Source organism: bacterium (assembly GCA_041649255.1).
Lineage (GTDB): Bacteria > Hydrothermota > UBA3073 > JACQXS01 > JAQTXJ01 > JAQTXJ01.
The window spans coordinates 17,991-43,433 of the sequence record JBAZNK010000009.1 but is presented as its reverse complement, the minus strand read 5'-3'; the positions used below and the strand labels follow the sequence as shown (position 1 = coordinate 43,433).

Genomic DNA, 25,443 nt, shown 5'->3' with positions numbered 1-25,443 from the left:
GGGGTGTTATTTGATAAGTACCAGTTTTTTAGTAGCTTTGAAATTGTCTGTTTCTAATTTATAGAAGTATATCCCGGAAGCTACTTTCTTGCCATTGTTATTTATTCCTTCCCATCTTATCGTATAATTACCTGGTTTAACGTTACTATTGTCTATTAGAGTCTTTGTCAACCTGCCTGATGCATCGTAAATATTTAATTTAACTTTAGATGTTAATTCTCCTACGCAGTATTGAATAGATGTTTTTTCACGGACCGGGTTAGGTGTATTTTGCAAAAGTTTAAAGCAAAACAGTTGTTGTTTTTCTTCTACTGATATTTCAGATGTATCGAATGGGATAAAGCCATAAGTTCCTGTATGCCATCTGTCATGACAGAAAGTTCCCCATTCTACTTTAGTTCCTGCAACTTCCCATATACGAATTTTATAATCTCTTGTTGCAGATAAGAGTTCATTTTTACCGTCAAAGTCTATATCGCTTACTATTGGCGTTACGTCCGTTCTACCATTTGAATATATTGGGAATCCCGGTGTGATTTTACCGTTTGGTTCAAAGGCATATATAGTTCCATCAAGAAGTGAAATACCAATATAATTAGGTACATTGTCTCCATCAATATCTGCAAGTATAGGAGTTGCAGGGGATACTTGGTTCATAAGGCATAAAGTTACAGGCCAGCCCGTAACTATTGTTCCATCCCCTTTCCACAGATGAAATGAATTTATTCCCGAGAGAGCCACTTCTAATGCTCCATCACCATTGACATCTCCTATAGTTGGCCCTGACATATAAAGGTAACTGTCAGTGGAATTACAATTTTTGGGCCAGTTATTTACAGGAGTGCCATCGGAGTGATAAGCATAAATTAAATTATTAGGGGCACAAGTATGAATAACTACTTCTAATCCTGGGTACGAAGGGTCTATATTCCCTATTGCCGGGGATGAAGGCACACCTTTTATAAAGGCTGGCCATCCCGGAACTATGTGGCCTGTTATTCCATTCCATGCAAAGAGTGAAGATTTAGAAGTATCCCCGTTGAAGTTTGAAAAGCCCACGACAATTTCAAGAGTATCATCATTATTTATGTCTGCGATAGCAGGTGTACAAATACCCAAAGCAGGTGCCTTACTTTGGTCTATTACTATCATTGAAGTGTCACATATAGCAAAGACACCATCAGAGTTTAAATATCCTATTCCGTTTTCTTTAAATACATAAATTCTTCCACTCCTATTGCCAGTATTATCAAATTTCTCTATTGCCAGTATAATTTCTAATTTTCCATCTTTATCCAGATCTTGTACGGATGGGGATGAGAATAATATCCCACAGTCCATAATTTGTATTGGAAAATTTGCACGAACAGTTCCATCTTTTTTAAATGCCCATATTTTGGGAGTAATTGACCATGATTGTGTTCGTATTATTTCAAAACTTCCATCGTTATCTATGTCTGCAACGACTGGCGCCGTCCACGAATTTCCTAAATTTGAAGCGAAGGCTCCATCAGGTGCAAGAATGCCTTCTCCTGAAGCATACCATGCATATAAATTTTGATCATCTCCCATATTTGTAATTATTTCTAAACCAGGTTTTTCAGGTTTAATGTCGGCTACAACAGGAGAATTTACAAAAGAGTTTTTACCTGATTGAGGCCATCCCTGTTTGAAAGAAGGATTGCTTCTCCCTGATACAAGAGGCGAAAAGCTACTTTCATTAAGAGAATTATCAACAGAAGTTACCAAATAAGAGTAGCTTGTGTAGGGTGGTAGAAATTTATCTTCCCATGAGAATATGTTTTTTATTAGTTGAGAATTTAGAAGAGTCGTATCGGATGCCCTGTAAACATTATACCCATAAGCACAAGTTGAATTCCAATTAACTGATATGCCGTTAGGTTTAGCAAATGTAGCAAGAATAGTTGGCGGGCTAATGGAAGAGAGGGTAAATGTATCATTCCATATATGAGAACACGAATCCCTAAGTTCCAATACAAATCGAGGAGAGGCAGAAGTTCCGCTAAATTGAAAACAATCTTTTAATGTTAAAATAGTATCAGCTGAAATATCTCCTATATATTCTAATGAATCAACCAAAAGAACTCCTGGTGTAAGTGAAAATAGTGTAGCATTTACTGATTTGGCTTTACCTGTTCCTTCGTTTTTTATTCTTAGGGATATAAGGTGTGAAGAGTCTGCATAATGTGAGTAATGTTTTAATAATGGTGCCTGTATAGTTAGATTAAAAGTATCTCTGGAAGAATCAAGGCTATTATAAATATTTAGACTAAGATTAATGTCCCCTGGCGGGCAGGTTTTATCTATAAGTATTCTGTATTCTTTAGATTTTGCTTCTTTACTTAATAAGTTACCATAGGATTGAATAGTGTCAAGGAATGTGAGATAAGGCGATGAATTGAGAATTTTTGCAAATACATCAAAAGCTGTTATTGCTCCCGTATTTTCTAAAGAAAGACACAGTTTAATTTCTTCTCCTGATTCCGGAACTCCATCACCATCAATGGTGTAGTTTATATATTTTACATAAGCATAATCTGGTTGAATGAATATATATCCTTCGTAAGGTAAAAAGTCAGGTTTTGATATAACCAACTTTAAATTGCCACGGGTTTCCGGAGTTGTTAGAAAAATAATTTCTCCATGGCTGTTTGTAATTCCCCTTCCATATATTTCGCCTTTTTTATAGATGCATACCGATGCTCCTGAAACCAAGGATTTATCCTTTGTTTTTCTTGCTGTAATCTTTATCTTTTTTTCTCCTGCGGTTATCGTTAATGGATAACTTATGGTTAATGAGTCAGGTTTTTTTGTCCAGAATCTGGTACACGGATCACCATAAAGGTCGTAACTTAAAGCAACATCTCTGTAGTTACCATCAGTTTCTATACCACCAAGATAGATATCAGGGATTATTTTAGTTTTTGCCCATGCCAGAGCTTTTCCTACAGGGAATAGGCTGTCAAAAACTGCTTTATAAAAATAACAATTTAGTCTTGTTTCTTCAGAAAACCAACCTACCCTTGAACTGCCGAGGCAAGATAGGCTTGCATATGGATTTAGCATAAAATGACGGGACATACAATCTACTTCTATCCAGTGAGTATAACAACTTATGGTAACAATAGAGTATAACGGAGCGGTTAGATTGTCTATATCAGCTCTGCTTATGCCACCCCCACCTGCGTTCGACCAATTTTGTGTTGAGGATCCATGAAAGGCTCCATATAAAAAAGCATATCCTTTTGCCATAGAATCAATAATTGCGCCTTTAGAAGCTCCCCATAAAGTGTCTTTAGTAAAATAACTAGGAAAAGAATTTACTACCGGGCGAACATAAGGAGATTCATCCTTAGAGGCAAGAAACATTGCCTTTTCTAAAGAGGCAATATTGGGGGACTTTTCATAAGCGATTACTTTAGATACTAAGATATTTGCTTCTTCAAGAGTTGCTCCCGGCAATCTACTTACCCACATTAAGGGGGTGAAATTTGAACTATCTATAGTTGCTTCTGCCCAAGTCATATCTCCATCAGCATTCCATGTCCCATTTAATGCAGAGTAATATAAATCAGATGCAATAGTATAAAATGGAAAATACTGGTTTTTACTTTGAGCGATTCTTGTTGGAACTATACTAGGATCTCCTCCAAGTAAGGCATATCGTGTATTCCAATTAGTATAAGCTGATTTTAAAAAATTGCGAATTCTATCGGGAGTGTCCGCGCCGGGATAATTCTGGGATATCCAACCTACCGTTTTTATGTCACAATTTATTCCTTCCTCTATTCTCCAAGATTTTAGTGCCTCATAAGCAGGTTTTAATTCATCTGTTGTTATTATAATGAAATCTACAGGTTCACTGGATTTTGATGGGAAAACAGTTACATTATAAGGTCTGAGGCTAACAATATCAGCCTGTTGAATTATCCAAAATAAAAATAGTATTCCCATAATATTTAATTATAATATGCTTATATCTTTAGTATTTGTCAAGAATATTAAGCTTAAAATAAAATATATTAATTTTAGTAACAACTTTTTCCTTGATTTTATTATATAAGTAACCTATTATGATAACTTAATGAAAGTTTTTGAAATATTTAAATCGTTACAGGGAGAGTCAACCTTTCAGGGACTCCCATGTGTTTTTGTGCGACTTGCAGGTTGTAATCTTCGCTGTGTGTGGTGCGACACTAAATACGCTTATAAAGGCGGCAAAGAAATGTCAATTCTTCAAATTATGGAAATTATAAAATCGTATAAAACCCCTCTGGTAGAAATTACAGGTGGAGAACCTTTACTTCAGGAAGAAATTTACAACTTAATCACTAAAATACTGGATAATGGATACAGATTATTAATTGAGACGAATGGTTCTTTCCCCATAAATAGAATATCACGAAAAGCAATAAAGATATTAGATATAAAATGTCCCGGTTCAGGGATGCAGGGCAAAATATGTTGGCAAAACTTGAAAAAACTTAATCATAAAGATGAAATTAAATTTGTTATCTCGGATTACGAAGATTATAAATGGGCAAAATCTATTGTTAAAAAATATGATTTGCTTAAACACATTGTATTATTTTCTCCTGTGTGTAAAAAAGATAAAAAGTTAATATCATCACTTTCCGAATGGCTCTTAAAAGATAACTTAAACGTTAGATTACAAATACAATTACATAAATATATTGGGGTAAAATGAAAATTAAAACCAAAGCAGTTGTTCTTGTATCAGGAGGACTTGATTCCTGTGTTACTGCGGCAATAGCTAATCAAACTTGCGAACTGTCGTTTTTGCACGCAAATTATGGTCAAAGAACGGAGCAAAAAGAATTATCTGCATTTAGTAAAATTGCCGATTATTACAATGTAAAAAATAGACTTGTATCTGACTTAAAATGGTTGAAAAAGATTGGGGGGTCAAGTTTAACGGACGATAAAGTTATTATCCCAAATGGAAACTTAAATAGAAAAGGCATACCTTCAACGTATGTTCCGTTCCGGAATGCTGTTTTGCTTTCAATGGCTGTAAGCTGGGCAGAAACGATATCTGCGGATTTCATATTTATTGGAACTGTGGCTCAGGATATTCCGAATTATCCAGATACAAAACCAGAATTTTTTAGAGTATTCAATAAGCTTATTAAAGTAGGAACAAATACTGCAATTGGGACAAAAATAGTTACTCCGATAAATAATTTGGAAAAATCTGAAGTCATAAAGCTTGGAATCAAACTAAATGCTCCACTGAATTTGACATGGTCGTGTTACAAAAATAATAAAACTCCATGTAATAAGTGTGATGCTTGCATTAGGAGGGAGAATGCATTTAAAATTTTAAAATTTAAAGACCCTATCCTTGACTTTTAATTTTTATGTGTTAAAGTAAAAATTATGAACTTAAAAGCTCGTGATATACACAACGACAACCCTCCCGTAAAAGGCATAGGTATAGATAAAGTAGGAATAAAAAACCTTAAATACCCTATAACCGCTTTTGATAAAAAAGAAAAAAAACAAAGCACCATCGCAACCATAAATATGTATGTCTCCTTACCAAAAGAATTCCGCGGAACTCATATGAGCAGGTTCGTTGAAATACTTAATAAATATAAAGATACTATCGCAATTAAAAATATGAAACCTATGCTTGAATCTATTCGCAAAAAATTCAATGCTGATTCCGCCCATATTGAACTGCAGTTCCCGTATTTTATTGAAAAAACCGCTCCCTGCTCCAAAGCTAAAAGTCTTATGGAATACGAATGCGAAGTTATATGCTCGCTGTCCGAAAAAGAGGGTTTCAATTTTACGCTGGGCGTGAAAATCCCAATCGCTACACTATGCCCTTGCTCTAAAGAACTTGTTAAAAAAGGCGCTCATAACCAGAGAGGTAAAATAATAATATTCATTAAATCTAAAACGTTTTTCTGGCTTGAAGATATAGTAAAAATTGCGGAAAATTGCGCTTCTACCTCTTTATACTCCATACTAAAAAGAGAAGATGAGCAATTCGTTACTAAATGGGCTTATGAACACCCCGTCTTCGTTGAAGATGTAGTCAGAAATGTCGCTCAAAAATTAGATAAATTGTCCAATATAAATTGGTATTCCGTAGAAGTAGAAAGTTATGAAAGTATTCATAACCACGATGCATACGCTTTTATTCAGAAAAAATAATCCCATACTTGAAGTACTATGCAAAGATTTAATCTTTTTACACCCACAAGAATCATATTCGGCGAAGATAAAATCAAAACCCTCTCCGGGATTTTACCCGTAAATTCCAATAAAGTTTTAATAGTTACAGGTAAAAATTCTTCCAAAACTAATGGCATCCTTGATATCACCCAAACTATACTGACGAATGCCAATAAAAAAATATTCATATTTGATGAAATAGAACCAAACCCATTAACAAATACCGTGGATTCAGGAGCTAAAATCGCAAGAGAAAATTCCGTAGACCTTGTCTTAGGTATAGGCGGAGGTAGCCCTTTGGATGCTTCTAAATCTATAGCTATGCTTGTAAATAATGAAGGTCCCATTAAAGATTATATAAATGGTAAAAAAATAATAAATCCCGTCTTGCCCATAATAACTGTACCAACTACCGCAGGAACAGGTTCGGAAGTAGATCAAAGCGTAGTTATATCCGATTCGGAAACAAAAAGCAAAACTGGTTTATCTTCGGAATTTATGTTTCCACATTTTGCTATACTTGACCCGACATTTACACTTTCTATGCCGCATAGTTTAACTGTAGATACCGGTATAGATGCGTTAACTCATGTAATTGAAGGATATCTTTCAACTAAAGCCACAATCTCATCCGATAAATTGGCATTGGAAGCCATTGAAATAATTAAAGAAACTTTGCCGCTAATAGTAAAAACCCCTAAAGACATATCTTTGAGAACCCAAATGCTTTATGCGTCTATGCTGGGAGGGATTGTTATATCCAAAACAGGGACTATAATGCTTCACGCTATGGGTTATCCACTAACTACTTTTTATAATATACCACACGGTAGAGCTAATGGAATTTTATTGCCGACTATGATGGAATTTTTAAAAGGAGATAAAATAGATACTATTAACTATATATTTAGAAATAATTTAAGAAAATTTCTTAATAACTTGGGTATTAGTACTAATTTGAGAGATTATGGTATAATTTCAGAAGATGTAATGAAATTTTTGAATAATGTATGGGGGAGACGAAATTTTGTCGTAACTCCTAAGGTGGTAACCAAGAAGGATATTATAAATCTTTACAAACAAGCTCTTCAAGTAATTCAAGAGAAGAAGAAACCGTATAATACATAAAATCTTGACAATTTTTTTATTATATATACAGTCTAAAATTATCTTAACGGGGGCGTAGTTCAGTGGGAGAACGCCTGGCTGGCAGCCAGGAAGTCAGGGGTTCAAATCCCCTCGCCTCCATAGTATAAAAGGAGACAATATGTTAAAAAAAATATTACCATTTTTTCTTGTTTTTGTAATGGGATGTGAGCAAGGTGGGGGGTTCCGAGATATTGCTCTTGTTAGACAGGCAAAAAGGGAAATAAGAAGGATTCGTAATGCAATTGAGGAATATAAATTAGACCATAGTTATTATCCTTCGGAAAATAGTGACCTTAAAACATTACTTTCTCCTTATTTGTGTAAATTTATTTATTCAGAGGGGAAGGATGTTGCAGAATATACTTCAGTAGTGTTAAGTAGCAGAAGTAATTTAGACCAACTAATTAGTGGGTTGTCGGGGTGTGCAAGAATAAAAGATGCGGAAATTGAAGCTATATATGACAAAATTCAATCTGCATTTAAACTTTATGAACAACTACTTGCAGGAGAAGATGTGAAACCACCTTCAATAAGTCAGGATATTTCTAAATTACAAGAATTAATCTCCAAAATGAAACCTAATGAAAGAAAAAATTCACTTGGAGATTCTTTGATAAAGGCTACTTCTTTAGTTGTGAGTGTGGTAGATAAGTCAATTCAAGGTATTTCAAAAGAAGAAGATATGCATTTGAAAAACATAAGGTCTACTTTTGAATATTATAATTCAGAGTTGTCCGGTAAGAAAGTTTCTGAAAAACCGGAACTTTTTGATCCTGGAAACGAATTAAAAGCTTTAAAAGAAATAAATCCTGATTCCAGTGCTTTTCAATCTGTAAAAGATGCGCTTGCTTATTATAACGGTATTAAAGGTCTGGAAAGTTACTATGATTTTTTAACTACACTTGTAAAAGACATTGAAAGGTCAAAGAAAATTTTTGCAATGTTTGAAGCAAAAGTGTCAGGAGATTTAAAAGCGGCAAAAATTGTTCAAGCGCAGGCTGTTTTGCGTCGTATGGCTGATGCTTTAAGAGATTATAAACGAAAAGAAGGAACTTTCCCAAGTCAGGATGTTAATATTGAGTCGGTTCTTCATCCGTATTTTGTAGAAACAACTGTAAGCGGAGAGCGAATAGACAGATGGGAATCATCTGTAGCGTGGTTGACTGCGATACCTACTTATAAAACTACAGATCCTTCTTCGGAGTTTGTTTTGTTGGCACAAGTTAACAATGAAGCAAAAACTCCAGTATCAATTAAGCTTACTGTTCAAAACGAGTGGGATAATATAGTTAGCGCATTTGCAGTGCCGTTAACATATACGACACCCGATTCTTCACAAACCTATTTTATAAAAACCCGTGCAAAAGATACCGGCAATTCGTTTATAACCGACCGACCACCGGTCATCAAAAAAGGAGCTTAAATGAAACCATATGTTTCAAATGCTTACAAAATATTAAGTTGTTTAGTATTGTTTTGTATATTAACAAGTAATATTTTTTCTAAAGGGAAAACCGATACAACAGAGGAAAAACAACCCAAATTAAGTGAAGCGCAAAAAGTTTATTCATTTGGGTATGAGTATTTAAAAAATAAGATGTATGATGAGGCGATAAAAAATTTCGAGTCTGCGATACAGGAAAGTGCTTCTTACATTGATGCATACTTGAATTTAAGTCTTGCCTATAAGGGGAAATGCAGATTCGATAAAATGCAAGAGACTTATAATAATATGGAGAAGTTTTCTCCTATTAAGGCATATTATGCTCTTGGAAGTCTTTACACTGAGTTGGGCAAGAAAGATTCTGCCATAATAGAATATAAAAAAGCACTGGAAATAGACAGTGGTTATGTGGATGCCCTCTATGGATTAGGATATGTGTATGAAAAAATGAGAAAGGACACTATAATTGAGGTATATAAAGACTCTACTACATCTGAATGGAAATCTATACTTGTGAAAAAAAACAGCCTTGATGTTGCAATAGAATATTATAAAACTGCGTTAAGATATGCTCCTAAAAATGAGAGCGTAAGGTATAGCCTTGCAAATGCTTTTATATCTCAGAAAAAATATGAAGAAGGCATAGAGGAATTAAAAGCACTACGCGATGCTTTCCCTGAGGATTTGGATGTTAGAAAAGCGCTTGGGCGTGCATATTTATCCGCTAAAAAATATAATGAAGCGAAGTCAGAGTTTGAATATATTGCTCAAAAATCGCCCGATAACCGGGAAAATAAAATCAATTTTGGATATACGTATGAAGGTTTGAAAGAATATGGTTCGGCATTGCAATCATATAACGAAGCTATTAGTCTTGATACTTCGGACGTTTACTCGTATTTTCCTGCGATAAATTTGTGCTTGACTCTGAGTAATTTAAGTGAAGCTACAAGATATCTTCAAAAAGCAAGAGTTGTATCTCCGGACAATCAAATTCTACATTGTCTTGCAGGAGATATACAATTCCAATCTGCTATAATTGCATCAAAAAATAAAAACCTTGAAGGCTCTGAAAACGGTTATCAAGGGGCGCTTAATGAATATAGACTTGCCTTAAACGGAGAAGCTCCTGAATGGCAAGCATATGCTAAAAAATACATAAAACAGGTAGAAGATAGGTTAAAAGAGGTTAAGAAAGAAATATGGTGGCATAAAAAATCTCGTTAGGGTATTTTAGCCGGATACCTTAAAACATCTAAGTTAATAAAAAAATTTTTTTGGTTATTTAGTATGAAATTAGATAGAATCCACTTTATATTTGTAGAATAGCAGAAAATTATTGACAAACCCTTTTTTTATATTAGGTTAGCAGTTTAAGTTTAGATAAAAATAAACATAGGAAAATAGGAGGTTGTAATGGATGTAAGAGAAGAAGTAAAAAAGATTGTTATAGAAAAACTTGGAGTAGAAGAAACTCAGGTTGTTGATGCTGCCCGTTTTATAGATGACCTCGGTGCAGACTCTCTTGATACGGTAGAACTCGTTATGGCTTTGGAAGAAAAATTTAATATGGAAATTCCTGATGACGAAGCAGAAAAACTTACTACAGTTGGTAGTGCAATTAAATATATTGAAAGTAAATCAACGCCAAAGTAGTTAATTAACTTAATGGAAAATCGTGTCTTTGTAACGGGAGTAGGTGCAGTTACACCCATCGGTTTATCCGTCAAAGATTACTGGAATTCTTTAATTTCAGGTACATCGGGCGTATCTAACATTACGAAATTTGACACCACCGAATTCTCCGTCAAAATAGGTGCGGAAGTTAAGAATTTCGACCCGCTTACCTGTTTTTCCCCTAAAGAAGTTAAAAGAGCGGATACTTTTGTCCATTATGGCATAGCCGCTGCAATTGAAGCCGTAAAAGACTCGGGATTGCAATTTGACGATCCGTTACGTGCAGGCGTAATCGTTGGTTCGGGAATAGGGGGGATAGAAACGTGGGAAAGAGAATTCAGGAAACTTATAGAATCACCGCGTAGAGTAAGCCCGTTCTTCATACCGATGATGATAATTAATTCAATTTCAGGTGAAATTGGAATAAGATTTGGTATAAAAGGTCCTAATTTTAGCGTGGTATCTGCCTGTGCATCTTCTTCCCATTCAATATGTGATGCGTATAGGCTTATAAAAGAAGGACTTGCCGATGTTGTAATAACGGGCGGGTCCGAAGCTGCTATAAGTCCTATGGCCGTTGCGGGGTTTGCGAATATGCGTGCTTTATCTACAAGAAATGATGCTCCTACGAAAGCATCACGACCTTTTGATAAAGAAAGAGATGGGTTTATTATTGGGGAAGGTGCAGGAATTATTGTCCTCGAAGAAGCAAATCATGCAATTAAAAGAGGAGCTAATCCTTATTGCGAACTTGCAGGTGTCGGAATGAGTTGTGACGCATATCATATTACTGCTCCCGACTCTTCAGGTGAAGGCGCTGCAAATTCGATGAGAACGGCTTTGCAAAGTGCAGGTGTGAAACCGGAAGATGTTAGTTATATCAATCCTCACGGGACATCTACTCCTTTAAACGATGCAATAGAAACGAAAGCTATCAAAATGGTATTTGGTGACCTTGCTAAAAATATTCCTATTTCTTCTACCAAATCAATGACAGGACACTTATTAGGAGCAGCCGGCGCAATAGAAATTATAGCCTGTGCTCTTTCTATTCGTAATTCTATGGTTCATCCTACTATTAATCTTGAAAATCCTGACCCTGAATGCGATTTGGATTATGTTCCCGGGAATGCCCGTTCTGTGAATGTAAATGTGGCAATATCAAATTCTTTTGGTTTCGGCGGACATAACGCAACTTTAGTCGTTAAAAAAATATAATCCTCGCTGGTTTTCCTTTTACTATCTAAACTGTCTATACTATCTACACCCTCTATACTTCTGAAAAATATTGACAAAACACCTTATTATCTGTAATACTTTTAATTAATGCTTAAAAATTATAAATTATTACTCGCTTTCGTTCTTCTTTTTTGCACACAACTATCCGCGGACACATGGACAAAAACTTATGGAGGAACGGGTTATGATGTGGCGCGTTCAGTCCAGCAGACCAAAGATAGTGGGTTTATAGTTGTAGGGTATACAAACTCTTTTGGTGCAGGCAATTATGATATCTATCTAATCAAGACAAATTCTTCAGGCGATACTCTATGGACAAGAACTTTTGGTGGAACAAATGATGATAAGGGCTATTCAGTCCGGCAAACTAAAGATAGTGGATTTATTATTGCAGGAACAACATATTCCTTTGGAGCAGACTCCGGAGATGTATATCTTATAAGAACAAATTCTTTGGGAGATACTTTGTGGACGAAAACTTTCGGCGGAACGGATAAAGATTATGGCTATTTAGTTCAACAAACTCAAGACAGTGGTTTTATCATTGCAGGAACAACATATTCCTTTGGAGCAGGCTCTGCTGATGTTTATTTGATTAAAATAAATTTCTCAGGTGATACTTTGTGGACAAAAACATTTGGCGGAACTAACTGGGATTATGGCTACTCCGTTCAACAGACTTTTGATGGTGGTTTTATTATTGTAGGAGGAACTGGCTCTTTTGGTGTAAGCGATGGGGCTGTATATCTCATCAAAACAGATTCTTTAGGGGATACTCTCTGGTCGAAAACTTTCCCCGGCGAAGGTCGGTGTACTTCGGGAAATTCCGTTCAACAAACTTCCGACTCCGGTTTTATTATTGCAGGAACGATACTCGTTGCCGGTGAAGGACCTGGTGCTTCATTTGTTTATCTAATTAGGACAAATTCCTCAGGTAATACTTTGTGGGCTGGAAATTCGGGGACAAACAACTCTGCAGGAGAGTCCGTTCAACAGACTCAAGACGGTGGTTTTATTATTACAGGACATCTATCCAATATGTATGGGGGAACCTATCTTATCAGGATAGATTCTTTAGGCAACAATTTGTGGAAAAAAGTTTTCAGTGGCAGCGGCGGATATTCAGTTCAAGAACTTCAAGACAACGGATTTATTATCGCAGGTTATACATATTCTGGCGATGTTTGTCTCATAAAAACAGATTCTTTAGGATATGTTGCTGTCGAAGAATCTTCCACTCCGCAATCCGCATTCCAAAATCCGCAATTACAAATTTCCCCTAATCTGTTTACGAATCAAACAGTTTTGATGTATCAAATACCTGCCACAAGTAAAGTCTCCTTATCTTTTTACGACATAACAGGTAGTTGCGTTAAAACCCTTGTTAATGAACTCAAACCTGCCGGAACTTATAGCATACTCCTGAATTCAAACGGACTAAAGACAGGAGTTTATTTCTGTAAGATGCAAGCAGGTGACTTCAAAGCAACAACAAAACTTACTCTCCTTAAATAAAACCCTTGCCTGCTATTTATAATCCTGTTAATCCTGTCTGAATTTTTTGTATTCTATTCTGTTTTTCTTTTATCCGTGGTAGAAAGCCCTTAGCGATTTAGTCTTTAGAAATTTCTATCCTGCTCAGCGGGGCTAATTTTTCTGTATTCTGTTTGTATGTATTTTTCTAAATCCTTTTTTTATCTGCGAAAATCTGCGTCCAAAAATTGGATTTTTCCCCTTGACATTTCCCCGCTTTTTATATAATTTTTTTGACAAATGTTTCATCTTTTCTTTTGCGTATTCACTACCATTCAAGCCTCCATTCTCCCAGCTGTTCCCGACGACAGTATCCCATTCGCTGTCAAGATTACAACTTCAAACCTTAATCCTACCGACACTTCTTACGAATTTTCTGCCTGGATACGTGATACTTCCACGGATAGCAGTATCTCACAAATTTGGACTCCGGACGGATGGAAGTCTAATTCATACCAGCCATTCTACTCTAAAACAGGGCAGACCAGAAGCAATTGGATATTCTTAAAAATTTACAGACACTATAACCCTGCAAGCTATTATTTTTCTTTCAAATATAAAGACGGTGATACTGACCAGATTTATCTCTATTACCCGACTTTCCGGATAATGGATATGCATACTTCAGGCGGTTGGCTTCAGGGAACGCTCTATAAAGATTCCCTCCTTACCACTCCTTATCCCAATGTTATCGTAATTGCGAAAGATTCTTCAAATAACCCGCTCGGTTGTTATATAACGGAGGATAATAAAATCTCCGATAATAACCCCTCAAGAGACGGCTGGCTCTCAATTGCCGTCCCTACCGGAAACATTGCTACCCTTGAATTTGAAGATGTCTCAGGAAATACGCTTAATGCATATCTCGCTACTACCCCTCCTTTCAACATTAAACTCTACGATACTACCTTTACAGACCCTGTAATCCTTAATAAAGTGTCTTTTTCCCCGGAAACGCCAACTCCCGGCGATAGTCTCTTAATTAATGTTGAACTTTATAACCCGGGAAATACTGTTAACAATGTTCAAATAGATGCTATGTCCGATAATGTATTGGTTGGAACAATCACGGTTAATACTCTTGCAGAACACGCTTCCTTCAATGGAACTATAGTATATAAAAATCTGCAATCCGGAAAACATAAAATAGAAATCAAACTCACCGTTAACAACTGTGTTACAACTAAAACGTTCTACATTCAGGTAGGTACGGGAAATATTATAATAAACGAAATTATGTATAAACCCTCGACTTCAGGCGAATGGTTGGAACTTACGAACAAAAGCAATGAAGAAATAAACATCGCAAACTGGACTCTTGATAATCAAAAGATAACCGATACAAACTATTACCTGAAACCTTCTTCTTTTGTAGTAATCGCAGAATCTTCTTCTCAGGTTTTAAATAGTATCTATGGTAATTGCAATGTCATATCGCTCGGAAGCAGTTTCCCGAATCTAAGAGACGGCATAGACACTTTAACAATAAGAGACAATTCGAATCTCGTTCAGGATTTGCTAACGTATGATATTAACTGGGCTTCTAATTCTGACAACGGCATATCGCTTGAAAGAATAAGTTCTGTCTCTTCTACGAATGATGCGGACAACTGGAATTCTTCCACTGCCCCGTTAGGCGCTACTCCCTGTAAAACCAATTCTATATGTTTAGGGGGAAGTTCTATAAGCGCAACTCTTACTGCTCAACCTAGAATCTTTTCTCCGAACAAACACGACTCACCCGCAACTCGTATATTTTATACGTTACCGTTTACGAAAGCAATAGTAAAATTGTATGTATACGACCGCAATGGCAGATGTATCAGGAAGTTATTGGATAATTATTCTTCAGGTTCCCAGTCAAAATATATATGGCAGGAAGGTTGTGTATGGGATGGGAAGAATGACAATGGTAGTTTCTTAACAACCGGGATTTACATAGTTTATCTGGAAGCAAAGGACGAGTTTTCAACTAAATCCGTTTCAAACAAAACTACCGTAGTGCTTAAAAAATAATTCCTTTTATCTTTCTAATTTGTTCTCTGCGAACTCTGCGGTTTACTTGGACTTTGCTCCGCAAGGAAAATTAGTCCAAGTTATCCTGCTCAGCTGGACTTTTTGTAATTGTGAATTCGTAGTATCTATTTTTCATTCTCCAAACTAGTTCCCTTTTTCTCCCGGATTATCTTCAATGTCGCTGCCACTCTTTTATTTCGCTCTATTTCTATTTTATTATTAAATGCTTCTTTTGTCGACTTCAATAATAATATTACAATAATTGCAATATCTAGAATAAGCCACATATCAGTTAATTTGAATCCATGTGTGATAATATTATAGACTCTTCCTGCTAAACCTAATATAAATATTACAACAGTTAGCATTCTTACCCAGTTAATCATTTTTAATATACCAAACCCTAAGAGTAAATATACTATGCCCCCCAACAGCCCTGCTGCTTTTACCATTAGTGCTTCATTTCCCTCCAACTGTATCTTCGTTGAAAAAATTGATACAAGACCCCAAACTGCGAGAGCAAATAATAAAATAGCAACTATAGTTACTTCTTTTGGACGACTTATGTTTGTTGTTTTCTCTTCCATTTTGCTCCTCCTATTTTTCCTCCTCCGAACTAATTCCATCCTTCTCCCGGATTGCCTTTAGTGTTGATGCCTCCATTTTTTTCCAATTGCTTTCTAGTCTTGCTGCCGCTCTTTTATTCCGTTCCGTTTCTATTTTATTAAACGCTTCTCTTGTTGATTTCAATAATAATAGTGTAATAATTCCAACATCTAAAATAAGAATTAAATCAGTTAATTTGAATCCATGGAGGATAATACCAGAGATTCCTACAAGTAAATTTAATATATACAGCGCAATAGTCAATATTCTTATTCCGACAATCATTTTTAACATACCAAATCCTAAGAGTACATATAATATGATTCCCAACAATTGTGCCAGCGCTTCATTCCATTTCAATGGTATCTTTGTTGAAAAAAATGATACAAGACTCAAAACTGCGAGAGCAAATAATAAAATAGCAACTATGGTTACTTCTTTTGGACGTTTTATGTTTGTTGTTTTTTCTTCCATTTTCCCCTCCTATTTTACCTACCCTGATTCGTAGTATTAATAATCTTCTTATATTTGTCAATCAAAAACTAAATCAGAAATTTCCCCATCTTTTCTCCCTTTATTTTTTTCTCCTCTGCGAGCTCAGCGTCTTTTTGTCTCTGTGCTCTCTATATATTTTTCTGTTTTTCGTTGTTTTTCACTCTAAATCCCTTTGTATTCTCTGTGTTCTCTGTGGTTGCATTTTTCTGTATTATTTGTTTTTTCGTGTAAATTCGTGTTCATTCGTGGATATACTCTTTTTTTTCTTTTGACATCTCTCTTTTTTTCTTTTAGTATGATTTTTAGTGTGATATTGGAGGGAATATGAACTTTAAGGGGCATCAACCGTTGTCTTTAATTGATTATCCAAAAAAAATGTGTACTGTTCTGTTTACGGGAGGCTGTAGCTTCCATTGTTATTTCTGTCATAATCCTGAACTGGTGGTTGATTACAAGAAACTACCCGATATTCCCGGCGCTCAAATCCTAAAATTTCTTGACGGAAGACGCGGTTTCCTTGATGGAATTTGCATAACAGGTGGCGAACCGACTTTATGGAAAGAATTACCCGAATTTATGAAACAGGTAAAAGATATGAACTTCCTTATAAAATTGGATACCAACGGCACCAACCCGGAATTTTTAACATCTGTTATTGAGAATAAACTTGTCGATTACATAGCAATGGACATAAAAACAACTCCTGCAAAATATCCCGATGTTGTGGAAATAGAAAATATCGATATCTCAAAGATTGATGAAAGTATCAAAATTCTACTAAACTCGACTATTGAATACGAATTCAGGACTACGGTATTCCCGGAGTTCTTCAGTCAAATTGATGCCCAGGAAATCGGGCACTGGATAAAAGGGGCTAAGTCGTATATCCTCCAAAAACCAAGAACCATAAAGATGCTTTCTAAAGGCAGGTTCAAGGAAAAAGACATCCCTCTTTATACGGACGCCGAACTACTCAAACTCGCCACTTTCCTCCCCAACTGCACCATACGTTAAAAAGGAGGTAAAAAAGATGTTGAGGAAAACGATTACAAACCTTTTCACGATAATTCGTAATAGCTATATAAGGAAATTTATTCACACGAGGTGGAGTATGAATAAATTCTTAATCTCTCTGATTTTAGCTGCCATTTTTTGCGTAGGAACGGGGTGGAGCTACATACCTCATAAACTGGAGTTGAATAAAAAAACATCTTATCGCAAAGGAGCAATTACGAATACTCCGGCAGACTTCTGGAAGTTATACTGGACAGGTGTCGGTAATTTAAGTGACTGGGTTGTCTCTAATACTTTGCAGTGTGGGTTATTTGGCCGTGATTCTCTGGATTCTATAGGGAAATACGATGGATCAGATGCGCAGCAAATCAGAATGCAAAGGTATTATAATATAACTGAAACTCGAGGAAAAACCGCGGAATATCCCGTAGGCTCGAAACAATACTATACCTATGAATGTGGAATATGGATAGGCGCATTATACCCCATGATTGATTCTATAACAAAAGATACAATATGGACTCCTAATCTTAGTAGAGGTGCATATCAATCGGATATGGGGGCAATGAACATTCCTGAACTTCAGAACGCCGGTGAAGCAGGAGATGTTGGGATTAACGGTCTCACTTTTAGCACCCAGAGAATTCGTGCAGGCTTATTGCATCCCGGCAGTTTCCTTTTTAAACAGCGTAATATGCCTCGAGAACCTTATCAGACATTATGGTGCTTTGCAGATACAACCTTAAATTCCCGTCGTCCGGTTGCTGTTCAACTCAATCCTGCAAAAGGAGATATCGTTTCGGACGAAGATACTTATGCAGTATCGGGCGACTGGATCCCAGCTGAAAATGCAACTGTTATCTGGGTAAGCGATGCGGGACCTTATGGTGGATTGGGACTTGGTGTTAGGGTGGAACAGAGAACTTATTCTTTTAATATGTCGGAGAATAAAAATTATATTTATACCAATTATAAAATTAAAAATATGAACTCTTTCCCATTGAAAAATGTTTATTTTGGATATTTTATGGATAATGATATAGGACAGGGATCAGATGACTCTTTAGAGGGGTGTATGGATGATATGGTAGGTTACGATAAAACTTTGAATTTAGGCTATACTTATGATTTTGACAGTTATGAACCGGGATGGACAACACCGGCCGGGTATATCGGTTGCGTATTATGTGAAACTCCGGGGGATATCGGGTTTACAGGCTTTAATTCATGGCTGTATGTAGGACCGGATTCTTTAGTAGATATGAATTTGCAGGATTCATTAAAATATGAAAAACTTAAAAGTACTGCATTTTTTACAAGTACTACTCCGAACGAGGTAAGACAATTATCTTCTTCTGGACCTTATTTATCATTACAACCGGGTGAAGAAGTGAATTTTACTATTGCTGTTGTTTGTGCAGATAATTTAACAGACCTAAAGGAAAATGCGCAAAACGCAATAACACAATTTAATAATGGATATTTGCCACAGTGTCCGCTTGTCAACGGCATAAAAGCTATCCCACCTGTTGCGAACCCGGGAGATTCGGTAGTAATAACTACGCATAGTTATGATAAAGATGGGATACAGACAATTAGTGCGGATATTGAATCACCGGATGAAAGTTTATGCGGGAACATACAACTATATGATGATGGGCTTCATCACGATAGTCTTGCCGGTGACCATATTTATGGGAATATATGGAAAACACCCTCTCAGGGAAATAATTATTTTGTAGATGTTTTTTCAAAAGATAATACGAACGATACGACAGTAGTGAATAATGGGACAACGTTTACTACTTTGGGCCCTCTTGTAATAACTGAGTGGACAATTCAGGGAACGGATACTATCCCATCGCCGGGTGATTCCGTAAATATCCAGATTACGGTAAAGAATAAAGGAATGTCTCTTATCAACGGAGTTTCAGGAGAGTTAACATCACCGCTTTATGTCAAAATATGCGACTCGCTGCATCTACTCAACAATATTGATTCCGGAGCAGTTGTAATCCAGAACTATAAAATAAAAGTTACTGAAAATGCACCGGATACTACAATTTCCTTAATTCTTAAATTGTCTGATTCGATTGTCGGTAAATGGGAAGATACTATTGCTTTGAAAATCACTGATGATAAAGCCCCATTTCTTCATTATCCCTCAACTTTGCCAAGGCTACTTTCAGCAGGTTCTACGGTTAATATAAGAGCTAAACTTATAGACGGTTCGGGAATAGATTCTGTTATTGCTATTATTGAAAACCCTATAGGAACTCCTATAACAAGTGTTGAACTTTATGATGATGGCTCGCATCTTGATAGTCTCGCAGGAGACGGATTTTACGCTAACTCGTGGATAACTCCAACTGTTCAGGAAAAGTTTTATAATATAAATCTTTATGCTAAAGATAAAATGGGAAACAAAAAGCAATATACTAATCTTATGGAATTTACGACAAAACCTCTTACAAAAACGGCTAATATTCTTCTTTTGGATGATGATAATTATAATAGACCGCCATTGGGAAATATAAAACCCTATCAACAGTATTATAGCGAAGCTCTTGATGCCAATGGCTATAATTATGATATATGGGATGTATTTTGTTATGGCACCCCGGATACTGCTACATTAAACCAGTATGCTATTGTTATTTGGCTTACGGGAACAACTTCTGACAGCATTTTGTGGGAGCCGGAATATTATAACCACTCATCAACAAACCCGGATACTGAACAGCAAAACATAAAGACTTATCTTAATGTACATAAAGGACGATTGTTCTTTTCAGGTCAGGCAGTATATAGGGTAGGTAATTTTGGTATTCTTGGAGTTTCTAAGGCGTTTACCAGAATTAACGCGGATACTGTAATAGGAATTGCCGGGAACCCTATTACCAGTGGTCTTATGTTTACGATAGAAGGCGGGACAGGAGCAAATAATCAGTTTATACAATCAGCAGTTAAAAAATACAGCGCATATTCGGATTCTATTTTTAAGTATAAAGACTATACGGGAGAAGGATATGCGGGTATTGCATTCCACGGCCCATGGTTAGCAGTTACTTTACCTTTTGGTTTCGAAGCAATAGCCCTTGCCCAGACAAGAAATACCCTTATGCATAACATTATAGAATGGCTTCTTAACCCTGCAGTTGAAGATGCCGGGCTTGCAATTCCTAAAAAATATGAACTGTTTTCAAGTGTCCCGAATCCTTTTAAATGTGCGACGGAAATTAGATATAATCTGCCCAAAGCATCAATTGTTGACTTGAGTATCTATAATTTAGTAGGACAAAAGCTAATTACTCTGGTAAACGAGTATCAGACTCCGGGATGCAAAAAAATAAAATTAGATAATAAGAATTTGTCTTCAGGTATTTATTTTTATAAGCTTAAAGCCGGAGAATTTACTGCTGTCAAAAAAATCGTGCTTACGAAATAGTAAAAATGCCTACATTTTCTGTTTATGGAGTGCAAACTTGTCCGCCAGTCTTTTTGGAGAAAACGGTGTTTTTTGTGTATGCGTCTTCTGTTTGTAGGGACTTGATTCATCAAGTCCTTTTGGGTTGACACATATGTCACAAGATAAATACATCTCAGGAATATACAATTACTGTGATAAATGGTGTGAAAAATGCACCCTCACAAAGAAATGCTTCCTCTATGCGAAGGAACAAAAACAACTTGCCAAACACAAAGAAAAAGGCGAAAACCCTAATGATTTGAATGTTGTGATGCAAGACATAAAAGAAAGTTTTAGCGAAACATTGAAACTGCTCCGTAAAGACGCTAAAAAGCATGGGATTGACATCGATGCATTACCAAAAGAGGAGTTTGAAGAACACGACCCCTCCGGGCATCCGCTTATGCAAACTGCTAAGACATATCTAAAGTTGGCGCATAGTTTCCTTGAAAAATTAAGAAAGATAATACAGGAAGAGGGAGTTGACCTTATTGAAAGAACTGAAATTATCCCTTCATCCGCGAATGACATAGGAATACTCCGACAAATTGTTTCGAGTTATGATGTTATATTGTGGTATCATGCTCTTATTTCAGTTAAGATTCATAGGGCATTGCAGGGTAAAATGGATGCAGATGAATTTTCCCAAACTGATGCGGATGCAAGTGCAAAAATTGCATATATTGGAGTTATGAAGTCAATGGAAGCGTTAAAAATAATCTATAACTGGAATAAAGACCTTCAGGATGATGCTCTAACGCTTTTGGCTAAAATCGAGAATCTTAAAAAAGGTATTAACGAAGAATTTCCCGGTCACATCACCTTCAAACGTCCCGGATTCGACACCTAATTTCTATCGTGTTGCTGTCATTCTGAGTCGAAGACGAAGAATCTCAATTTAACAAATTAAGCTACTCAAAACCTTTTTATGAGACCAAATTGCCAGTCACTAAGGTTAGTCAGGTTTCCCCTGTTGGATAAATCTATGTTTAGTTTATTAGCAGGAGAAAAACCAATTCCAAAGTAATAGCTGTTCCAGCGTTCAAAGTCGCTGTATTTTCTTTTTGCATACATTGTAACACCCGCTCTAACTATTAATTCTTTAAAAACTTTGTATTCCATACCTAAGGGAAGAAAAAGCCTTTCCCATTCATCATCTTCTGAAGTATTAATAGATAACTTAAGCCCCACAAATACTGATGTTTTATCGTTTAATCTGTTCTCTTGTCCTATCCCCGCAGATATTATTGCTAATTGGCGGTCCGGATAATATAATCCATCAAGACCACCACTTGTTTGGTCAACTTCCAATACTGTATCTTTTATAACAGTTGAGTCTTCCAGAATCCATGTTCGTTTTATGTCACTGGAATCTTGATTAAAGTATCTGTAAGCAAAAGATTTTCCTTCTGTTCCTGCTTTGATAGAAATAAATAGGTTTGTTTTTCTGTTTGGCGAAGGGCGAAGACTACTCAATAAAGTTATTCCCCATGTTGACCAATGTTCTTCCTTTTCATCTTTAATGTTTTCATAATGACTATACCAGTCTTCATAAGTATAACTAAGAGTATCACCATGCCGGGAACTATCAACATAATAATAGTTATGAAAGTACCAACCATAATCGTAACAGATAGAATCAATTTTGCAACTTTGGTATTCTATGTTTATTTTTGCGGGAAATCTGCCAGAGTTTTTAATAATGTTGGCAAAAAATTTCTTGTTGTCATATGTGTATGTCGAAGTGTAGGGTAAATATATGCCAAAGGGAGCATATGTGATATCTCTATCAGTTCCCTTTGTAATATCTCCACCTGCGGATATTGCCATTTTACCTTCATTGAAAGCGTATCCTAATGAGAAGATGCTTCTTATCCATCCTTTGAAAGATGCTTCATTGTATAATACCGGGTCCTGAAAGTTTTTAATCCCGCTCTCAAAATAAACTCCACCGGAAATCTTACGTATTAAGGATGGAGAGAAATATCCGATACTATAAACCGGACTACTATCTGCAGAAAAATCTACGAATAATAAAGATTGAGATAGAAAGGATGCTGACCCGGGAGTATATATAAGGTCAGTAATTGTATCATGTATCAAATTAGCAAAATCTGGACTTAGTCCCTTTAATCTTTGGGAAGCTTCGAAAAAACGAATATTCAAATTACCGGAATAACTATAATTGGAATAGCTTGTATTTATAAAATAAAGAATTATTAATACCATATTTTCCTCCCTGTCCCCCTTTCGTTCTCTGTTATTATCCTGTTAATCCTGTCTTGTTTATCTCTTTTTCTGTTCTCTGCGGTAATCGATATAAAAATCTTTTTTTATCTGTAATATTCTATTTTTTATCTGTTTTTCTTTTAATCTGTTACTTTCTGTTGATCTGCGTTTATCTGCGTCCCCAGAATTTTGTTATTTGTTTCTGATTCTCTGATGTTCTGATATTCTGCCCATAGCAAGCTCTTTGACGATAGTCATTAGAGATTTCTATCCAACTCTGCGGGACTAAAAATTCTCTTATGTTCTCTGTTCATTTTTTATCTATTAACCCTCAAATTTTCTGTTATCTGTTTCTTTTTTCCGTGAAAATCTGTGTTTTTCTGTGGCTAAAAATTCTTTCTGTTTTCCGTTTCCTCAGTAGTTTCTATTTTTTAATCTGTTACAATAAATTACTATCAATTACTATGAATTACAATGAGTTACTATCTTTCGTGTCCTACATCTTCGCCCTTAATACGCTTCCTCTTGGTGTTCCCAGGTAAATATAACCCTTATGCACTGCAAGACAAGACACTCCCACTTCTTTCGGGAATTCCAAAATAGTTTTAAAGTCTTTTAAGTTCGTAGTACTTACTATTGCCCGGTTTTCTTCCTTATTCAGCAAAAGATAAAGAGTCCCGTCAGCTATGAACATATCGTCAATCATCAACTCTTCGCCGTCGAACACTTTTACCGCTTTTCCTTTCCCGTTATACGCATATAATTTTGAAATTCTCTGCGGCGGAATATCGTAAAACCCGACATTCAGTATGAGCTGGTTATTGAAGACATCCGCTCCCGTAAGCATTATCACGCCCGGTTCGGTAATTATGTTTTCTTTTGACCAGTTTTTTCCGTCATACACCATTGCTTCTTTTTCTCCCAAAGCGTCTGGGACAAATACCTGTTCGCCAAACTTAGGAACAAAAAATGAAAACCCGAAAGCGTATACTTTGCCGTTGAATTCTTTCATAGAGCTTGCTCGGACTGTTTTGTCTTTCAGCGGTTCTAAGTTGTACACCGGCTTCCAGCTTGCGCAGTTGTCATTGCTTTCATAGATACATCCTAAATTTTGAGACCAGTCTTCATTTGCTGTTCCTGCGGTGCAGAAGAATTTATCGTTTAATTTTGCAACGTCCTGTACGTTCAAAGTTCTTGGAATGCTGTGATATTTGACAAAACTCCCGTTCTTAAACAACCTGAAAATACTCCCGAAGTCAAAGTTGCGGTTAAAATTTCTGCTTGTAAATCCTTCGTATGGTTTTCCTCCCATAATATATAGTTCGTCTCCGATTTGACGGAAGTTTACTATCGCGTGTTCCTGCGCCATAAAATGATAGTTCCATTCCCCTTTATCCGGGCGGAATGACATAACCGCAACAGGTCCCATATTATTTACTCCATCTCCGTAACCCAAATAAATTTCATCATTGAATACCTGTAGATTAAGCACACGAGCTGCCGTCATCGGAATCGTATCGCCGGGAACACCTACAACTTCAAATTCTTTTCCCCCGATTTTTGTCTTTTCGCCGGGGTTTTTCCAGAAAGCGCGTTTCTTTTCGGAAACTTTTATTTTATTAAGCAGGGTATCCATAAGCGCTTTGAATCCGGGTTCTTCACGGATATTGTTTAAGTCGGTATCTTTGCTGATATGGTCATAATTATCCCATCCTGTTCCGATAACGCTTTTAAATGTTTCGATGGCTTTTTCCTTTTGTCCTGCCAGTGAGTATGAACACATTGCGTCGTATAATTCGCCGGGGTTGTCTTTTATGTATTTAGCTGCATCATCAAAGTATTTAGCGGATGTTACGTAATTTTCCATTGTGTACCAGTCGTGAGCGGCTTTCAGAGTGGAGTATACCTGTTCTTTTGTTAACTCTTTGACTTCTGGTTTAGCAACTACTTTTTCTTTTGCCTGTGCCGAAATTATGGAAAATATTGATAATAATATGGATAAAAATGTTCTCATCTTTCCCTCCCTTTTTCAAAAAAGACAATATATAAGTTAAAACACAAGTGTCAATAAAAAACCTCCCACTTTTCTTTTAATCTTTAACAATCCTGTTAATACTGTCTTGTTTCTCTTTTTTTCTGTTTATGTGTAAATCGCGTGAGAATCTTGTGGTTAATGTTCTTTTTTGTTTTCGTGTTAATTCGCGTTCATTCGCGCTTATTCGCGGATAATCTTAACTTTTGTTTTTGTTTTTTTTATCGTGTGCTAATCTGTGAAATCTCGTGGTTTAATGTTGTTATTGGTTTTTCTCCTAATATTAAATATTGACAATCCCAATTTTTTATT

The 25,443-nt window shown here is 36.1% G+C and carries 18 protein-coding genes and 1 tRNA gene; 14 read left to right on the top strand and 5 right to left on the bottom strand.

The features are described from left to right. Positions 1 to 6 precede the first annotated feature (6 nt). Positions 7 to 3,975, bottom strand: a complete 3,969-nt coding sequence (locus WC614_07325; GenBank protein MFA5032813.1) for a C25 family cysteine peptidase — start codon at positions 3,973 to 3,975, stop codon at positions 7 to 9. A gap of 130 nt (positions 3,976 to 4,105) precedes the next feature. On the opposite strand from WC614_07325, the gene WC614_07320 reads away from it, so the two are divergent. The 11 genes from WC614_07320 to WC614_07270 all read left to right on the top strand — a co-directional run bounded on the left by WC614_07320 (position 4,106) and on the right by WC614_07270 (position 15,286). After that, on the top strand, positions 4,106 to 4,729 hold the full coding sequence (locus WC614_07320; GenBank protein ID MFA5032812.1) for a radical SAM protein: 624 nt from the start codon (positions 4,106 to 4,108) through the stop codon (positions 4,727 to 4,729). After that, complete coding sequence (gene queC, locus WC614_07315) at positions 4,726 to 5,397, top strand: 7-cyano-7-deazaguanine synthase QueC (protein MFA5032811.1); 672 nt, start codon at positions 4,726 to 4,728, stop codon at positions 5,395 to 5,397. Before WC614_07320 ends, queC begins: the two co-directional genes overlap by 4 nt. Positions 5,398 to 5,421: 24 nt before the next feature. Then, positions 5,422 to 6,207 (top strand): GTP cyclohydrolase FolE2, encoded by a 786-nt coding sequence (gene folE2, locus WC614_07310; GenBank protein MFA5032810.1) that lies wholly within the window; start codon positions 5,422 to 5,424, stop codon positions 6,205 to 6,207. A gap of 18 nt (positions 6,208 to 6,225) precedes the next feature. Then, complete coding sequence (locus WC614_07305) at positions 6,226 to 7,356, top strand: iron-containing alcohol dehydrogenase (protein ID MFA5032809.1); 1,131 nt, start codon at positions 6,226 to 6,228, stop codon at positions 7,354 to 7,356. 48 nt (positions 7,357 to 7,404) lie between these two features. Continuing rightward, positions 7,405 to 7,476, top strand: a tRNA-Ala gene (locus WC614_07300). 19 nt (positions 7,477 to 7,495) lie between these two features. Next, positions 7,496 to 8,800, top strand: coding sequence for a type II secretion system protein GspG (locus tag WC614_07295; protein ID MFA5032808.1), 1,305 nt, complete (start codon positions 7,496 to 7,498; stop codon positions 8,798 to 8,800). Beyond that, on the top strand, positions 8,801 to 10,048 hold the full coding sequence (locus tag WC614_07290) for a tetratricopeptide repeat protein (GenBank protein MFA5032807.1): 1,248 nt from the start codon (positions 8,801 to 8,803) through the stop codon (positions 10,046 to 10,048). Between the two features lie 189 nt (positions 10,049 to 10,237). Further along, a complete protein-coding gene (locus WC614_07285) occupies positions 10,238 to 10,477 on the top strand; it encodes an acyl carrier protein (protein ID MFA5032806.1) in 240 nt (79 codons plus the stop codon). Positions 10,478 to 10,489: 12 nt separating this feature from the next. Next, complete coding sequence (gene fabF / locus WC614_07280) at positions 10,490 to 11,716, top strand: beta-ketoacyl-ACP synthase II (GenBank protein MFA5032805.1); 1,227 nt, start codon at positions 10,490 to 10,492, stop codon at positions 11,714 to 11,716. Between the two features lie 108 nt (positions 11,717 to 11,824). After that, on the top strand, positions 11,825 to 13,252 hold the full coding sequence (locus tag WC614_07275; GenBank protein ID MFA5032804.1) for a T9SS type A sorting domain-containing protein: 1,428 nt from the start codon (positions 11,825 to 11,827) through the stop codon (positions 13,250 to 13,252). 258 nt (positions 13,253 to 13,510) lie between these two features. After that, a complete protein-coding gene (locus WC614_07270) occupies positions 13,511 to 15,286 on the top strand; it encodes a lamin tail domain-containing protein (GenBank protein MFA5032803.1) in 1,776 nt (591 codons plus the stop codon). 125 nt (positions 15,287 to 15,411) lie between these two features. On the opposite strand, the gene WC614_07265 is transcribed toward WC614_07270, so the two are convergent. Further along, on the bottom strand, positions 15,412 to 15,873 hold the full coding sequence (locus WC614_07265) for a hypothetical protein (protein MFA5032802.1): 462 nt from the start codon (positions 15,871 to 15,873) through the stop codon (positions 15,412 to 15,414). Positions 15,874 to 15,883: 10 nt separating this feature from the next. After that, positions 15,884 to 16,366 carry a hypothetical protein gene (locus WC614_07260; GenBank protein ID MFA5032801.1) on the bottom strand — a complete coding sequence of 161 codons (483 nt, stop codon included), beginning with the start codon at positions 16,364 to 16,366 and terminating at the stop codon, positions 15,884 to 15,886. 345 nt (positions 16,367 to 16,711) lie between these two features. On the opposite strand from WC614_07260, the gene WC614_07255 reads away from it, so the two are divergent. The 3 genes from WC614_07255 to WC614_07245 all read left to right on the top strand — a co-directional run bounded on the left by WC614_07255 (position 16,712) and on the right by WC614_07245 (position 21,720). Next, on the top strand, positions 16,712 to 17,401 hold the full coding sequence (locus WC614_07255; GenBank protein MFA5032800.1) for an anaerobic ribonucleoside-triphosphate reductase activating protein: 690 nt from the start codon (positions 16,712 to 16,714) through the stop codon (positions 17,399 to 17,401). A gap of 97 nt (positions 17,402 to 17,498) precedes the next feature. Then, positions 17,499 to 20,849: a T9SS type A sorting domain-containing protein gene (locus WC614_07250; GenBank protein MFA5032799.1), complete on the top strand. Its 3,351-nt coding sequence runs from the start codon at positions 17,499 to 17,501 to the stop codon at positions 20,847 to 20,849. Positions 20,850 to 20,982: 133 nt separating this feature from the next. Next, complete coding sequence (locus WC614_07245) at positions 20,983 to 21,720, top strand: hypothetical protein (protein MFA5032798.1); 738 nt, start codon at positions 20,983 to 20,985, stop codon at positions 21,718 to 21,720. Between the two features lie 65 nt (positions 21,721 to 21,785). Here WC614_07245 and WC614_07240 read toward each other — a convergent pair whose 3' ends face one another. Continuing rightward, positions 21,786 to 23,099, bottom strand: a complete 1,314-nt coding sequence (locus tag WC614_07240; protein ID MFA5032797.1) for a hypothetical protein — start codon at positions 23,097 to 23,099, stop codon at positions 21,786 to 21,788. 496 nt (positions 23,100 to 23,595) lie between these two features. Continuing rightward, positions 23,596 to 25,113: a hypothetical protein gene (locus tag WC614_07235; GenBank protein MFA5032796.1), complete on the bottom strand. Its 1,518-nt coding sequence runs from the start codon at positions 25,111 to 25,113 to the stop codon at positions 23,596 to 23,598. Between the last annotated feature and the right edge of the window lie 330 nt (positions 25,114 to 25,443).

Bases quoted from the DNA above. Each gene is read 5' to 3' on its own strand.
- queC (MFA5032811.1), top strand. From the start codon at position 4,726: ATGAAAATTAAAACCAAAGCAGTTGTTCTTGTATCAGGAGGACTTGAT.
- WC614_07260 (MFA5032801.1), bottom strand. From the start codon at position 16,366: ATGGAAGAAAAAACAACAAACATAAAACGTCCAAAAGAAGTAACCATA.
- WC614_07250 (MFA5032799.1), top strand. From the start codon at position 17,499: ATGAATAAATTCTTAATCTCTCTGATTTTAGCTGCCATTTTTTGCGTA.
- WC614_07275 (MFA5032804.1), top strand. From the start codon at position 11,825: ATGCTTAAAAATTATAAATTATTACTCGCTTTCGTTCTTCTTTTTTGC.
- WC614_07290 (MFA5032807.1), top strand. From the start codon at position 8,801: ATGAAACCATATGTTTCAAATGCTTACAAAATATTAAGTTGTTTAGTA.
- WC614_07320 (MFA5032812.1), top strand. From the start codon at position 4,106: ATGAAAGTTTTTGAAATATTTAAATCGTTACAGGGAGAGTCAACCTTT.
- folE2 (MFA5032810.1), top strand. From the start codon at position 5,422: ATGAACTTAAAAGCTCGTGATATACACAACGACAACCCTCCCGTAAAA.
- WC614_07295 (MFA5032808.1), top strand. From the start codon at position 7,496: ATGTTAAAAAAAATATTACCATTTTTTCTTGTTTTTGTAATGGGATGT.
- WC614_07255 (MFA5032800.1), top strand. From the start codon at position 16,712: ATGAACTTTAAGGGGCATCAACCGTTGTCTTTAATTGATTATCCAAAA.
- WC614_07285 (MFA5032806.1), top strand. From the start codon at position 10,238: ATGGATGTAAGAGAAGAAGTAAAAAAGATTGTTATAGAAAAACTTGGA.
- WC614_07245 (MFA5032798.1), top strand. From the start codon at position 20,983: ATGTCACAAGATAAATACATCTCAGGAATATACAATTACTGTGATAAA.
- WC614_07325 (MFA5032813.1), bottom strand. From the start codon at position 3,975: ATGGGAATACTATTTTTATTTTGGATAATTCAACAGGCTGATATTGTT.
- WC614_07305 (MFA5032809.1), top strand. From the start codon at position 6,226: ATGCAAAGATTTAATCTTTTTACACCCACAAGAATCATATTCGGCGAA.
- fabF (MFA5032805.1), top strand. From the start codon at position 10,490: ATGGAAAATCGTGTCTTTGTAACGGGAGTAGGTGCAGTTACACCCATC.
- WC614_07265 (MFA5032802.1), bottom strand. From the start codon at position 15,873: ATGGAAGAGAAAACAACAAACATAAGTCGTCCAAAAGAAGTAACTATA.
- WC614_07270 (MFA5032803.1), top strand. From the start codon at position 13,511: ATGTTTCATCTTTTCTTTTGCGTATTCACTACCATTCAAGCCTCCATT.
- WC614_07235 (MFA5032796.1), bottom strand. From the start codon at position 25,113: ATGAGAACATTTTTATCCATATTATTATCAATATTTTCCATAATTTCG.
- WC614_07240 (MFA5032797.1), bottom strand. From the start codon at position 23,099: ATGGTATTAATAATTCTTTATTTTATAAATACAAGCTATTCCAATTAT.